The 14,261-nt window shown below is 37.9% G+C and carries 12 protein-coding genes and 1 pseudogene; 6 read left to right on the forward strand and 7 right to left on the reverse strand.

Going from position 1 to position 14,261, the window contains the following annotated elements; translation table 11 throughout:
* The 6 genes and pseudogenes from ACFINH_RS02670 to ACFINH_RS02695 all read right to left on the reverse strand — a co-directional run bounded on the left by ACFINH_RS02670 (position 1) and on the right by ACFINH_RS02695 (position 7,767).
* Positions 1 to 1,227, reverse strand: a complete 1,227-nt coding sequence (locus ACFINH_RS02670) for an efflux RND transporter periplasmic adaptor subunit (protein WP_375632080.1) — start codon at positions 1,225 to 1,227, stop codon at positions 1 to 3.
* Positions 1,224 to 2,705, reverse strand: coding sequence for an efflux transporter outer membrane subunit (locus ACFINH_RS02675; protein WP_375613163.1), 1,482 nt, complete (start codon positions 2,703 to 2,705; stop codon positions 1,224 to 1,226). The genes ACFINH_RS02670 and ACFINH_RS02675 overlap by 4 nt, the downstream gene beginning before the upstream one ends.
* 61 nt (positions 2,706 to 2,766) lie before the next feature.
* Positions 2,767 to 3,582: an exodeoxyribonuclease III gene (locus tag ACFINH_RS02680; protein WP_375632081.1), complete on the reverse strand. Its 816-nt coding sequence runs from the start codon at positions 3,580 to 3,582 to the stop codon at positions 2,767 to 2,769.
* 33 nt (positions 3,583 to 3,615) lie between these two features.
* Positions 3,616 to 4,224, reverse strand: a complete 609-nt coding sequence (locus ACFINH_RS02685; protein ID WP_375617820.1) for an outer membrane lipoprotein carrier protein LolA — start codon at positions 4,222 to 4,224, stop codon at positions 3,616 to 3,618.
* A 121-nt stretch (positions 4,225 to 4,345) separates the two neighbouring features.
* Positions 4,346 to 4,602, reverse strand: a pseudogene (locus ACFINH_RS02690) (DNA translocase FtsK); the annotation flags it as partial.
* A 723-nt stretch (positions 4,603 to 5,325) separates the two neighbouring features.
* The gene (locus ACFINH_RS02695; RefSeq protein WP_375632082.1) at positions 5,326 to 7,767 is read right to left on the reverse strand and encodes a DNA translocase FtsK 4TM domain-containing protein; all 2,442 of its coding nucleotides are present in this window, start codon (positions 7,765 to 7,767) and stop codon (positions 5,326 to 5,328) included.
* A 742-nt stretch (positions 7,768 to 8,509) separates the two neighbouring features.
* Between ACFINH_RS02695 and ACFINH_RS02700 the strand changes: the two genes are divergently transcribed.
* Complete coding sequence (locus tag ACFINH_RS02700; RefSeq protein WP_375632083.1) at positions 8,510 to 9,787, forward strand: ubiquinone biosynthesis hydroxylase; 1,278 nt, start codon at positions 8,510 to 8,512, stop codon at positions 9,785 to 9,787.
* A gap of 1,534 nt (positions 9,788 to 11,321) precedes the next feature.
* On the opposite strand, the gene ACFINH_RS02705 is transcribed toward ACFINH_RS02700, so the two are convergent.
* A complete protein-coding gene (locus tag ACFINH_RS02705) occupies positions 11,322 to 11,609 on the reverse strand; it encodes an H-NS family nucleoid-associated regulatory protein (protein WP_015857007.1) in 288 nt (95 codons plus the stop codon).
* A gap of 128 nt (positions 11,610 to 11,737) precedes the next feature.
* Here ACFINH_RS02705 and ACFINH_RS02710 point away from each other — a divergent pair, with 128 nt between their 5' ends.
* The 5 genes from ACFINH_RS02710 (at position 11,738) to trwL (ACFINH_RS02730) (ending at position 14,081) form a co-directional block, all read left to right on the forward strand.
* The gene (locus ACFINH_RS02710; protein ID WP_375632084.1) at positions 11,738 to 12,352 is read left to right on the forward strand and encodes a hypothetical protein; all 615 of its coding nucleotides are present in this window, start codon (positions 11,738 to 11,740) and stop codon (positions 12,350 to 12,352) included.
* Entirely contained in the window at positions 12,352 to 12,981 is a 630-nt protein-coding gene (locus ACFINH_RS02715; RefSeq protein WP_375632085.1) for a TrwN protein, read from the forward strand. Before ACFINH_RS02710 ends, ACFINH_RS02715 begins: the two co-directional genes overlap by 1 nt.
* 117 nt (positions 12,982 to 13,098) lie before the next feature.
* Positions 13,099 to 13,398, forward strand: a complete 300-nt coding sequence (korA, locus tag ACFINH_RS02720; protein WP_375613158.1) for a KorA family transcriptional regulator — start codon at positions 13,099 to 13,101, stop codon at positions 13,396 to 13,398.
* Positions 13,361 to 13,684, forward strand: coding sequence for a VirB2 family type IV secretion system major pilin TrwL (gene trwL / locus ACFINH_RS02725; RefSeq protein ID WP_375632086.1), 324 nt, complete (start codon positions 13,361 to 13,363; stop codon positions 13,682 to 13,684). Before korA ends, trwL (ACFINH_RS02725) begins: the two co-directional genes overlap by 38 nt.
* Before the next feature lie 82 nt (positions 13,685 to 13,766).
* Positions 13,767 to 14,081: a VirB2 family type IV secretion system major pilin TrwL gene (gene trwL, locus ACFINH_RS02730; RefSeq protein ID WP_375632087.1), complete on the forward strand. Its 315-nt coding sequence runs from the start codon at positions 13,767 to 13,769 to the stop codon at positions 14,079 to 14,081.
* The last annotated feature ends 180 nt before the right edge of the window (positions 14,082 to 14,261 follow it).

Genomic DNA, 14,261 nt, shown 5'->3' on the forward strand with positions numbered 1-14,261 from the left:
TTAACTCTCGTCTTCGCTGTGCATGTGAGAAGACTCTGGCATCACTCCATCAGACGAACTGGTGACGACGACATCACCCTCGTTAAGTCCTGAAACAATCTCTGCCATAACCTTATTATTCAACCCAACGCTCACCTGTTTAGTAACCACCTTATTTTCCCCCACCAAAACAGAAACCCATGCTTTACGCTCTCTTGTCTCATCGCGTAAAGCATCACTTGGAACCAACAAGACATTCTGCGCGCGCCCTAAGATAATATGAACTTGAGCAGTCATATAGGTTCGCAAAAAATTGTCCGCATTATCAACATGTAGAATTCCATTGTAATAAATAGCCGATGATATTAAAGCACTAGAACCACTCACCATACCAGGATTAATACTCACATCAGCACGAATTGCTTCAGGAGCCGGCTCTACTTTTTCTAAAACGCCTTCATAACGACGCTGTGAATTACCTAGAACTGTAAAATAAAGTGGTTGTCCAGCTCGGACTTTAAGAACATCTGCTTCTGAGATTTGCGCCTTGATCGTCATCTTTGATAAATCACCCAAAATAACAATCGTTGGCGCCGACTGAACCGCATTCACATTCTGCCCTTCTTCCACAACTGTTGCCAAAACCGTTCCCGCTGAAGGGGCAGTGATGCGTGTATAACCTAAATTAACCTCTGCACTCTCCACATCAATTTGTGCTTGCACAATCTGCTGACGAAGTTGTTCAATTTGCGCCTCGCGTATTTTCACCTGTGTCGTAGCCTCATCGAGGTTCGCACGTGAAACCGCACGTGTTTCAATCATTTTTTTCTGACGCTCTAAATTTTTCTGTGCAAGAGAAAGATAGGCTTCTTGTTCTACCAAACTCGCATAATAATGCGATAATGCTGCTTTTTTTCTTTTTAAATCATTTTCCTGATCTGTAGGATCAATTTCTGCCAAGAGATCGCCTTCTTTCACAACACTCCCAGGGGAAACATGCATTGACACCACACGCCCTGTTGCTCGCGCACCAACAGCCACCAACCGGTAAGGACGTACAAGACCAGAAGCTAAAACACTTTCCTCAATATCCCCACGTTTCACCACCGCTGTTATATAAGTTGGAGCAGATGTTCCAAAAAAAACAGAACGTAACCATAACAACAAGAGAATGAGAAATATAGCAGTTAAAAAGAAGGAAAGTTTTTTGTGTTTTGTAATGAAATTTTTGAGTAAGTTTTTTTTCATTTCCCTACCTTTGCACGCGAACGAGGTGCATTATCAACGACTTCTGGACGCGATACATCAACAACGCCATCCCAGCCCCCCCCCAATGCTTTCATCAACGTGATATATTGCGTAACCAAAGAAACACGGCTATCTTTAAGCGCCATTTGTGCAGAATAATAAGAGCGATCAGCATTTAACAATTCAAGAAAACTGGTATTTCCATTCTCAAAAAGGTTCCGTGAAAGTTTTAAGGAATGAAGAGAAGCTTTATTCGCAACGATTAGCTTTTCTAAGCGTTGATGCTCCTTCGTTAATCTTACAAGCGCATTTTCTACATCTTCTAAAGCTTCCAACACAGCAGCTCGATAAGTAATAAAAGCTTGATCACGCTGCGCGCGCGCTACCGCAATAGAAGCCTCGACCTGACCTCCATTAAAAAGAGGAAAACGAAGACCAGGTCCAAAAGACCAGCCAATCGTTGAATTTTTCCATAATTGATCAATTGCCGTTGCTGCTGTCGAAATATTGCCTGTTAAAGTAAGTGATGGATAACGATCTGCTTCACGTTGACCAATCCGTGCTGTCGCTTGCGCATATTGACGCTCTGCCCGTCGTAAATCTGGACGTGTTAACAAAATATCGGCTGGAATTCCTGCTGGTATCGGCCAGCGTGGTTGTGGAATCTTTGCATGCTTAGCATTTTTTTGTAAAAGATCCTTCAATGCCGTAGGCACACGACCAGTTAAGACAGAAAGGCGATGAACGCTCATTGCTAAATTCGCTTCCATCTGTGATATATCTGCTTCTGTATTTGCCATTTGTGCTTGCGCATTTGAAACATCAAGCTCAGAAACATCACCAGCTGTTAATCTAGCGCGCATCAGTTCATAAGTTTTACGTTGTGATACAGCAATTTGCCGCACAATAAACAACTTTTGTTGCCAACCACGCATTTGCACATAATTTGTTGCCACATCTCCTAGTAATGTCACCATGGTAGCGCGCATATCTTCCACAGCCGCATCAAGGCCATAACGCGCCGCTTCAACCGCACGTTTATGCCCACCAAAAAAATCAAGCTCCCAGCTTGCATCAAAACCACTACTATACTGGTTGAACAATGCATCAGACTGTCCAGAACGACTACGGGTTCCTGAAATTGAATTGGACACATTTGGCAAAAGAGTTCCCACAACCTGTCCTAAACCCGCACGCGCCTCACGTACCCGAGCTTTGGCAACAGCAACATTATTATTTCCAGAAATCGCGTAATCCATTAACGCATCTAGAACAGGATCATTCAAATGCCGCCACCATCCGGCAAGCGCAACGGGCTGCCCAGCAGTCTGTGCAGATTTTTCTCCCCAAACTGCTGGAACACGAAAAGATGTTTTCTGGTAATTAGGACCAACCATACATCCTGACAAAAGCAAACACAACAAGACACTAAAAAATAATCCACGAGAAGCGCCCCATTTGAGATTTCTGATATACATCCAGTCTCCCGCATTCTTTCAGAATCATTATTTAATATTAATACTTTATTTACCTCTTATTTCAAACTTGACGTGAAAAATCAAATACAGTTTGCACAGGAATATGATCTGAAGGACGTTCCCATCCGCGCGCATCACGAAAAATCGAAAGATCTACAACAAAAGGGGCTAAATCTTGAGAAGACCAAACATGGTCAAGCCGCCGCCCATAATCGGTAAATGCCCAATCGCGAGCACGATAACTCCACCATGTGTAAAGCTTGGTAGGAACAGGAATATGCAACCGCATCAGATCAATCCATCCACCTTGACAACACAAATCCTGTAAACGCTCGGTTTCAATGGGAGTATGGCTTACAACCTTCAACAATTGCTGATGAGACCAAACATCCTCTGCCAAAGGAGCAATATTTAAATCTCCCACCAAAAGAGAAGAAAGACCATCGCCTTGATCCGCACGAATGGAGGACATTTCTTCTAAAAAATCAAGCTTATGACGAAACTTTTCATTCACATCAGCATCAGGGATATCTCCCCCAGCAGGAACATAAAAATTATGAATCCGCAAGCTTCTCCCATGGGCTTCCACAATAACTGAGATATAACGGCAATCTTGGTTTTGGCAAAAAAAACGTTTTTCTACCTTTTTAAAAGGCAAACGAGAAACAATAGCCACCCCGTTATAAGATTTTTGTCCACTCAATGCGATATGCTTATAACCCGCTGCTTCAAAAGCCTCCACTGGAAATAAAGCATCTGGACATTTTGTTTCCTGTAGACACAAAACATCTGCGGAAAAGAGTTCCAAATACTGAAAAACCTGTGCAAGACGCAAACGAATAGAATTAATATTCCAAGTCGCAATACGAAAGAACATTTGTTTTAATCCCAATGACGTAACACTCTTTCTTCATTTCTTCGAAGGAAGCGTGAACATCCCATTAGCGAACCGGACGTCTGTCCGCACATTCATAATCTGCACAGTAGTTTCCAAATTTTGTTGGTCAACAATTGTCCACTGTCGCAAAGCAGAGCCTTTAGAATCAAAAACCATCCTTATTTGCCCTGCCCCAATCGTTTTATCACGCAGAACAATCGTCACAGCCCCTGGATCTTCGCGAAATGCGAACAAGCGCCCAGAAGATACATCAATTTTATCATCCAACAAAAACTTCATTGGCGTTTGCGAAAGTTGTGAAAAGTTCCAAGTATTCAAAGCCCGATTGTTAATACCCACAAATTGGCCATCTGAAATAATCTGTAAAGGCATTTTTTTGTAAATGAAACGAATTTTCCCTGGGCGCTCTAAATAAAATGTCCCCTGAGACATTTTTCCCTTTGGACTAAACTGAATAAAATCACCTGTCATTGTTTTGATTGCCGCAAAGTGATTCACAACATTTTGCGCCTTTATCACTTTATTAGATGCTTGCGAAAAAACAGGAACAGTTAAACACCAAAAGATAATAATTCCCACCAACCCAAAGACTCTTCTTTGCGGTAAAAAAGACGTTTTCATAAAAAATGCTCCCAAGCAATACTTAATTGACTTTATAATTCATAACTTAAGTGATCAACGACGAATAAATACCCTTCTTTATAAGATAAAGATATTGTTTGAAAAAAATATCAAAAGATTTTTAAAAGTATTCTTCTTCGACAGTCTCCAAAATTTTTCGCTTACCCATATCATTAGCTGGACTAATGATGCCTTCTTCTTCTATCCTTTCGATCAATGTGGCGGCACAGTTATAACCAATGCCTAAACGACATTGAATATAAGAAGTTGAAGCCTTACGATCACGAAGCATAATAGCAACAGCTTGACAATAGGAATCATCTGCTAAAGAAACATCCCTCTATTTCTTGCGATCTCTTTCGGTATCGTTTCCAAATAACCAGTCTGCGTTTATGTTTCCGAAATCATCAAATTTTCCTGCTTATCTGCTGATTTTCTAAACGCATAATATATTCTTTCCCACCCCTAATCTATGAAGCAACATAAATTATAGTCAATACATAATGGATTAAGGACTAAACATATTACTCGCGAACCTGAAAGCTCTTTTAAGTATCAAAAATGCTTTTTTGACTTCCTTCCCACCCAAAAGAATAAAAATCTTCATCCGAACCACTCTGTAAACAGTTTGGAGTTTAGCAAATTTCACTTAGCTTCCCACCCCATATAATTCATTTATATTAAGACTCGACAGATCAGCCTTGCCCTAAATATTTAGAGCGCACTTAAAAAGACACTTAAATACCAAACCTTACATGCTTTTACCCCCCTCTACACTCGCAATGACATTATTTTATACCAAGATATTGATTTATAATAATTTATCTTTTTAACTTAAATCATAACGCCAAAGACAATAAGATTCTTTCATCACATACTCTCTCATATTGAATCAATTCAAATCATTTGCTTGCACGTTACAAGCAAGGTTGGTGTATGGATAAAAGTTATATAAGATAAAGAATCCCCTTATAAGGAGTCTCAAGTACCAAGGAGCTATCGCAAATTGAGAGCTGGTATATGAAAATGCAGAATTTCTACGATACAATAGGATAAACACTTGTTTTACAAGGTATTATAAAAAACAACTATAAAGATTTTTCAAAAGCGCTCTTCTTCAGCAGGCACTAAAATTTCTCGTTTCCCTGCGTGATTTGCTGGACTAATAATACCTTCTTCTTCCATCCTCTCAATCAATGTCGCAGCGCGGTTATAACCAATGCCTAAACGGCGTTGAATATAAGAGGTCGAAGCCTTACGATCACGAAGCACAATAGCAACAGCTTGACTATAGGGATCATCTTCTGAAGGAGAAGACAAAGAAACATCAGCACCATCCTCTTCAACTTCTTGCGTAATTGTTTCTAAATAATCCGGTCGTGCTTGCGCTTTGAGATGCGCAACAACCTGCTCCACTTCATCATCCGCAACAAAAGGCCCATGCACACGCTGAATACGTCCTCCTCCCATCATAAAGAGCATATCTCCTTGTCCCAATAATTGCTCGGCCCCCTGTTCGCCTAAAATTGTTCGGCTATCAATTTTTGAACTCACAGAAAAAGAAATACGTGTAGGAAAATTGGCTTTGATCGTCCCAGTAATAACATCGACAGAAGGACGCTGTGTCGCCATAATTACATGGATACCGGCAGCACGTGCCATTTGTGCTAAACGTTGAACCGCTCCTTCAATATCTTTACCAGCAACCATCATCAAATCAGCCATTTCATCAATAATGACAACAATATAGGGCATAGGACTAAAATCAAGTGTTTCCGTTTCATAAAGAGGCTCACCAGTCTCGCGATCAAATCCAACTTGAATTGTCCGCACCATTGTCTCTCCCTGACTTGCAGCTTCCCTAAGACGTGCATTAAACCCATCAATATTACGAACGCCTAGTTTTGACATTTTACTATAGCGTTCTTCCATTTCACGAACAGCCCACTTTAAAGCAATCACGGCTTTTTTAGGGTCTGTCACCACGGGTGTTAATAAATGGGGAATGCCATCATAAACCGAAAGCTCAAGCATTTTCGGGTCCACCATAATGAGACGACATTGTTCAGGTGTCATACGATAAAGCAATGATAAAATCATTGTATTGATAGCAACAGACTTTCCCGATCCTGTTGTACCAGCAACCAAAAGATGGGGCATTTTTGCTAAATCTGCAACAACAGCTTCCCCCCCGATTGTCTTACCCAAAGCAAGTCCTAGCTTGGCTTTGCTGTCAATAAATTCTTGCGCCTGCAACATTTCTCGTAAATAAACCATCTCACGCTTTGCATTGGGCAATTCTATTCCAATAACATTACGTCCTGGAACCACCGCAACACGCGCCGAAATCGCACGCATCGAGCGTGCAATATCATCTGCCAAACCAATGATACGGGAAGACTTAATGCCTGCTGCCGGTTCAAATTCATACAAAGTTACCACCGGTCCAGGACAAGCATCTATAATTTTTCCTTTGACCCCAAAATCTAACAAAACCCCTTCAAGCTCCTGAGAATTTGCTCTTAAAACAGCAGGAGAAAGTTTTGCATCCTTAACAGACGGTGGTGGAACCGAAAGATAATCTACAAGAGGAAGAACAAAACCACCCTTTGAAGAAGCTGTTAAAGACTTTCGATTTTTAACAGGAGAAACATAGGCTTTATTTTGATTTTCCTCACACTTTACTTTTTCACCTAAAAAAGTTGGCTCAATCCGATCAAATGGCTTTCCTTGCCCTTTACTCTGAAAACGCCTTTTGAAACAGAATAAACGAAAAAAACGCGCTTGTAAAAAATAAAAAAGATGCAAAAGAGCGCCACAAGTTGTCGCAAAAAAACCATGATTTTCACGATCCTCCTCTGCGGCATATTCCGTATCTTCTTCCAACTCAAAGGCTGGATTAACGATTTCGTCTTTTGGAATGCTTTTTTCTTTTCTTTTCTTTGTTCGACGCCGCCATATCACATTACCAGCAAAAGCAGCGGTGAAAAAACCTAAAAGAATAAAAACAACACTGAAAAACACCGTGTAAGGAGGAGAAAGAAAAAGAGGAAAGACTGAAGAAGCAACACTTAAAACTTTATCTCCTAAAACCCCTCCCAATCCCATTGGCAATGGCCAATAAGTAAAAGAAGCAACAGGTGACATAAGGGCAAAAGCAATTAAAAAACAAATCGTTGATAGCACCCATAAAAAAAAGCGCAAAGTCAAATTGTAGATATTCTTTTGCGCCAACAAGAGAAAAGACCAAAATAACGGTGGCAACAAAACAGAAAGACTTGCCAAGCCAAAAAACTGCATAATAAAATCTGAAAAAATTGCCCCCATCCACCCCATAAGGTTTGTAACCTCATTTGTACTTGCATGGGTTAAAGATGGATCCGCAACATTCCACGTCGCCAAAGCAAACACACAAAAAATAATAAAGCCCAAAAGCCCGAGCCCAATAAATACTCCTATCTGACGTAAAAACATCTCAATAAGACGCGAACCTTGAGAATTTCGCACTTCTAATGAATCATAAGGAGAAGAACTTCGGTGCATCTATCAATTCCAAATACAAAACTTTCATATTTTAAAGAGTTATAACTCCCTCTCTCTCTAAAAAAAGCATGAAGCTTAAACTCTGTGCCGATTTGTAAACAAATCGCCTGTAAACAATCCGACTTCTTATCTAGCGCGTTCTACCTTCTAACCACTTCATATCATTCATATACCACCACCCTAAGAGACAATCCTTCATAAGGCGCACAAAAAGCTCTCCCTGAATATTTATCAAACGATCAACCAAAAAACACCTCATGTGTAAAGTGTTACATGGGTGCTATAGGCACCTTCCTAAACAAATAATATTTTTTACGCTACACCATGATAACGGCAAAATATGAATACTGTTTTAACCATCACGAATGACCACAATTTTTTATCTATTTTTATCTATCATACTAACGAAATGGCCCCTTTCAGGACAAGCATACTGAAGCAACTCACACAACTAAAAAAATACACAACCATCTTTGTTTATTTTTAGTTTTCTTTTTTATCAACCAAGTGTAAAAAGAATTGAAGAAGATATTTAAAAAAGCTTATCCGATAAATCTGTAAGATGAATCACATAAATGATTAAGCAGAAAAACTCTGAAAAACCAATCTGTCATCAGATTGGCGCTAAAAAGAAACCTCGTTTTTGTAAAGCAGAGAGAAAAGTAAAGGTTAAGATATTTTAGCAATGTAAAAAGATATTCTTTTTAAAAGAAAGCAAACTATAAACAATGGAAGAAGTATTGTGTGTTCTAATCGCAATAAAAATGTACAACCCAATAAAAAAATTAAATCTCATAAAACTAAACAATGTGATCTGCTCATTGCAGGGGGGGCAGCTGTCGGTTTAACCCTAGCGATAGCACTCAAGCAAACAGCCCCTAATCTGAAAATAAAAATCGTTGATGCTGCTCCACAAGGAGATCCCGCTGCTTCTAACATACGAACCATTGCCCTTGCTGCTGCTTCTATTCGTATGTTAAAACAATTACAATGTTGGGAATCTATAAAACCCTATGCGCAACCCATTCATTCAATGATCATCACAGATACAAGCACAAATGATCCTGTCAAACCCACTCTTTTAACCTTTGAAGGCGACATTAATCCCGGCGAGCCCTTTGCTGCTATGGTAGAGCATAGAGAACTCATCAACACTTTAAAAAAACGTGTCAAAGGTCTCAATATCCCTGTTATTACAAACACCCGTGTCATTGATTTTCATCAAGAAGATCAACATACAACCGTCACTTTAAATAATGAAGAGGTTTGGCAAACAAAATTGCTTATTGCAGCTGACGGAGCCCATTCGAAATTACGCCAAAAAGCTGGTCTGAAAAATTTTTCTCATCCCTATAAACAAACAGCAATCATCTGCACAGTTGAACATGAAAAACCCCATAATGGTCAAGCAATTCAACATTTTTTACCTGCCGGTCCTTTTGCTCTTCTCCCTCTCAAAGGCAACCGATCCGCCATTGTGTGGAATGAAGATCATAAAACTGCGCAATATTATCTCAAAGCTGATACACTTATTTTTGAAACAGAACTCGAAAGACGCATTGGCCATCGATTAGGCAAACTCTCTTGGGATGGCGAACGTCAAGCTTTTCCTTTGAGTCTTTCTTTAACACGTCAATGCGTTAAACCACGTTTTGCTCTCGTTGGCGATGCCGCCCATACCATCCACCCCATTGCAGGACAAGGACTCAATTTAGGATTACGCGATAGCGCTGCGCTGGCTGAAGTGATTATTGAAACAGCACGACTAGGTCTTGACATTGGCTCCCTCACGGCTTTAGAGCGCTATCAAAGCTGGAGACGTTTTGAAATTGTCCGTATGGCTTTAAGCAATGATTGGCTTAATAAACTCTTTTCTAATGATAGCCTTCTTTTACGGATGCTCCGCGATACCGGACTTGGAATCATTAATCAAGCACCAAAAATAAAAAAATACTTCATTCAAGAAGCTGCCGGACTCTCTCCAAATGCCCCACGTCTTCTACACGGCTTCCCACTTTAAGAAAAAATTCATACTATTTCACTTTTTTTACAACCTTTGCCTTCCTCCTTCAAAGAACAAAAAATTCTTATCTCATCCAATCTGTTTACAAACTGGATTCCTGTCGAGTAATTTTTTCTTGACTTCCTCCTCCTATATTTCACTTAATATAAAACTCGACAAGCAAGCTACATTATGAGAGTATTCACTACGCACTGAAAAAAACGTTTAATATCTCAGAGAGGTTGTTGCTTTATATCACCACACCTTAAAAGAAGCCATTTCACGGCATAATAAAATAAACAAGACTTTTTAAGCACACAACACTTTTATTTATAATAATAAGTTCATTGTTCTCATATTGAGTGAGAAATCTAAAGATCATAAAATACCCTTATTTCAAATCTCTCTCATGTTGAAGCAATCAAAATCATTCGCTTGCACATCACAAGCGAAAGTGTCGTATAAATAAAACAATTAAACAAAGCGACAAAAGCCTCCCTCTCTCAAGAACTAAGGACTTTAGCAATATTGGAGGCGAGTAAAGTGTATAAGGACGCCGGCTTATACTTTTTATTGAAGTAAAAATGGTGGTGTACAATGAATTTTATATGATCATAGGGGCTTTTACGTTATACTATTCACGAGAAGCGCCATAAAATAAGCTTAGTTGCATTGAAAAATTTTCTTTTAAAAAAGCGCGTAAATTGGAAACATAAATGTATTCCGTTTGGGGCATTCTGCTTCTCAGACAAACTCTTTAACTTATTGTGGAATACCACACGACTTTAGAAAAAATATTCCAATATATAACAAAGTATTCCGTACTCTATACCATCACACACAATTGTAAACCTGCATACCCCCCTATTTCACACCATAAAAGAAGATAAACCGCAATAGAAATGATCCAATCCTTTTATTTTCAAATACACTCTTTATTCATTATTCATAAACGCTCATAAATGAATTTTAATCACAAACGCTCAGAAATATGTCATAAATTCTATAAAACCCATAACAGCCATAGAAATTTTCCATTTTTCTACATACTCACTCATCTCAACTAAACGAACGATAAATAAAGTAAATGCCTCATATATAATCTTACAGAAAAAAGACCAAACAAAATCTATAACATCAGGCTTGTTCTACAGAACAGTATTTCAAAAATATAAGTATGCTAATTTATTAACATATTAATTGATAAAATTATCATTTTACATATTGAGTTAAAATCCCTATGCAATAAATTATTCTCATTTCGACCATTTTTGTAAATAAACAATAAAAAGAAGTAAAATATCCCCCCTCTCTCACATGCCAAAAGCAATTACAATATTCCAATCTGGCATCATCATTATGCTTGCCAGATTATGACAACAAGACCTTTTGCATTTAAATAAATTGTTCACGCTCCCTATCATTGTATTTGGTAACTCAATACTTTAATATATTCGTTCAGTATATTTATACAATTAAATTACCCAAAAGAGCATACTTCTTGCATTTACATTCCTTGGTATTCCCTTATCTTGTAAAGATCGCACACGTGTTACGTTACTTCGAGTTCATCAAGTGTATACCCATTCTCCAACCACTCTTTAATCCACTTAGGTCTACGTCCACGCCCATTCCATAATTCCCATTGGTTATTGGGATTTCTATAATGGCGCTCTTTGCTCACAAGATCAGCGATATCAATTCCATGGGCATTAGCAATTTCAAGAATTTTTCGTCGCGCATTTTGCTTTTCCTTTGCTTGCCGTTTTTTTAATTCCACATCGATTTGTGTACGCATCTCTTGTAGCTCATCAAAATTCATATTTTTGAGATCATTCACCTTAATTACTCCCCTTGCAAAAAAGAATCTTTTCTTGCCATATTTTAAACACAATTATAGACAATTTCTGTCTATTTATTATCGAAATTAAAATTACGATACATATATCACTTTGACGGAGATGTGCTTTGGACCACAAAGAGCTGTTTATTGGTATATCAATTACCACCACTGCATCTTTTTTCAGTTCAATTGCTGAAACTACTAAATGCAGTGCTCAAGCGCCATCACACCTCTCTGAATCTTATGAATCAGTAGTCAAAAGTAAATATAAATCGTCACTCTATAAGTTATGGCAATACGCAACAAAGAACAAGCCCTCTCTGTATAATGATAGTGTAGTTCATTATGACAAGAAAACCTCCCCTCATACACAACGGCTTTTTACTTCGTATAAATTTTTTTTGAAAAGATTTTTGCAACTAGAGGATTATATAAAACAAGCAGCTTCAATACAGTATCAAAGATTATTATTTTTTAAAAGCAGCGCCTTTCTTCGTGATTCGAATAATATTGGTTGGCGCAATGTGCTCTATTTTATTCCACACTTTTATCTTGTTGGTTGGATATTCGCATATATTAGAAATATTCTTAGAAGAAAACAAAGCAATAATCACAAGGAATATTCTAAGCTAAACAATCTCATTCTGCAAATTTATAAAATCAAAAGACAACGAGAAAAAGCACAACACAGAATTAGCATTTGTATTAATAAAATTCTTCGTAATAAGGTGTATTGCTAATGATTGTTCCAGATTTCACATTTTTTGCTGCTGCATACATATCCAATACGCCCCCCATAGCATTTTCAGTTATCGCCAAACAAGAAGCGCGGGACAATGTCTATGTAACAGATGATAAAGATAACTTCTTCTATCAATCATCTCAGCTTAAGGAAACAATCGCAACAGCTGAACAGAGTGAACATAATTTTAACATAATTTTAGGGCAAATTGGTGTTGGAAATGTGAAATTGTTTTCTCTTTTTGATGCATTTGATTTTTGCAGAAATCTTACAGCTGCACAAAGCGCTTTAACTTACTGCTATGAACAAACAACATCAAAGTGCGTCTTTGAAAAAGCGACTTTGCAGTCTGTGCTGAATTTTTACAATACAGAAAACTCAAGCCACACCCGTATGCAAAAAGTTACTTCATATATTGGAATAAAAGCTGCTGTACGAGGAAATGAAGACTTGCAGGAGCCTGTAAAGCTAAAAAAAGAAGAACCAGAACAGACAACTAAAGTAGATTCTCTTTCTCTCTCTTCAAAAGGAGAAGAAGATGCATTTACACATAAAGAAAGTAGCGCCAGAGATGCTTTTTCAGCTGAAGATTTTTCTTCATCGAGAAGATCACTGAGTGATGACTGATATTTTCACGAAAACCTAGAATTTTGATAGGATATTATAATGAAAGGTAGATAAGAAAATGTTAAAGCTCTAATTAGTAAGATTGAACAAAATCTCTTCTAATTGAGGGCAAAGATAATGAAAATGATAGAACAAAACAGCGTTGATATGGCATTTAGTCAAAAAGCAGCACGTGAGATTACAGTCGTGATGCTTTCAGAAAGAGAATGGTATTTCACATTTATTTCTGATGATCCAATTACCGGAAAGCCAAATAAATATACATTACTTACACAAAGAGGAAAACTAAGAACTTGGGCTGATCCAAAATATCTCTTTAAGTTTCTTCATGAAAGAGGGGTCATTTGTGGGAGTTTTAATCTTAATCAGGATAAAGAACATGAAACAATTAAATATTCTTCACACAACAGCTCGTAATAAAATTGCTGCATTGTCTGCAGCTTTAACTGTGTTTTTTATGGGTAGTTCAGCTCATGCACAAGCCCAAGCAAAAACTTTAAAAAATGCGGAGACAGCTCTAAAGGGTTTACAAGGCGATATTGAAAAAATTATACCTATTGCTGCTGCTATTATACTATTATGCTTAGCAATTGGTTATGCAGGACGCTACATCGGAAAAGACACATTTGTACGGTGGGCAATCGGGGTCGTTATCGCAGGTTCAGCAGCCCAACTTGTTTCACTGCTATTTAAAACAACATAATAATGGCATTAATTATAAATTATAAAATACAATATGTTTATTTGTATAAAAATATTATTTAGAATTTTAATAAGAGTGAGATATGCAAAATTTAATTAATCTCAAATCGAAAAGTAACAACAAAATCATCGCATTTTCTGCTGCTGTGACTGCGTTCTTTATGAATAATTCTGCTTATGCCCAACCATCCGTTCTAAAAAATGCATCGAACGCTCTAACAGATTTACAGAAAGACTTGAAAGCAATTATCCCTATTGCTGCTGCTGTTATACTTTTATGTTTAGCAATTGGCTATGCAGGACGCTACATCGGAAAAGACACATTTGTACGGTGGGCAATCGGTGTTGTCATCGCAGGTTCTGCAACCCAACTTGTTACACTGCTATTTACAAAATAGTAACAATAGCATTAGTTATAAATACAATATGTTTATTTATATAAAAAATATTATCTAGAATTTTAATAAGAGTGAGATATGCAAAGTTTAATTAATCTGAAACCGAAAAGTAACAACAAAATCATCGCATTTTCTGCTGCTGTGACTGCGTTCTTTATGAATAATTCTGCTTATGCCCAA

Origin of the sequence: Bartonella sp. AA74HLJMH, assembly GCF_042197045.1 — a bacterium.
In the GTDB taxonomy this organism is placed as follows: domain Bacteria; phylum Pseudomonadota; class Alphaproteobacteria; order Rhizobiales; family Rhizobiaceae; genus Bartonella.

What these genes read in the sequence shown, in the direction of transcription:
- ACFINH_RS02670 (WP_375632080.1), bottom strand. Translation starts at nt 1,227, where the DNA reads ATGAAAAAAAACTTACTCAAAAATTTCATTACAAAACACAAAAAACTT.
- ACFINH_RS02675 (WP_375613163.1), bottom strand. Translation starts at nt 2,705, where the DNA reads ATGTATATCAGAAATCTCAAATGGGGCGCTTCTCGTGGATTATTTTTT.
- ACFINH_RS02680 (WP_375632081.1), bottom strand. Translation starts at nt 3,582, where the DNA reads ATGTTCTTTCGTATTGCGACTTGGAATATTAATTCTATTCGTTTGCGT.
- ACFINH_RS02685 (WP_375617820.1), bottom strand. Translation starts at nt 4,224, where the DNA reads ATGAAAACGTCTTTTTTACCGCAAAGAAGAGTCTTTGGGTTGGTGGGA.
- ACFINH_RS02695 (WP_375632082.1), bottom strand. Translation starts at nt 7,767, where the DNA reads ATGCACCGAAGTTCTTCTCCTTATGATTCATTAGAAGTGCGAAATTCT.
- ACFINH_RS02715 (WP_375632085.1), top strand. Translation starts at nt 12,352, where the DNA reads ATGATTGTTCCAGATTTCACATTTTTTGCTGCTGCATACATATCCAAT.
- korA (WP_375613158.1), top strand. Translation starts at nt 13,099, where the DNA reads ATGAAAATGATAGAACAAAACAGCGTTGATATGGCATTTAGTCAAAAA.
- trwL (WP_375632086.1), top strand. Translation starts at nt 13,361, where the DNA reads ATGAAACAATTAAATATTCTTCACACAACAGCTCGTAATAAAATTGCT.
- trwL (WP_375632087.1), top strand. Translation starts at nt 13,767, where the DNA reads ATGCAAAATTTAATTAATCTCAAATCGAAAAGTAACAACAAAATCATC.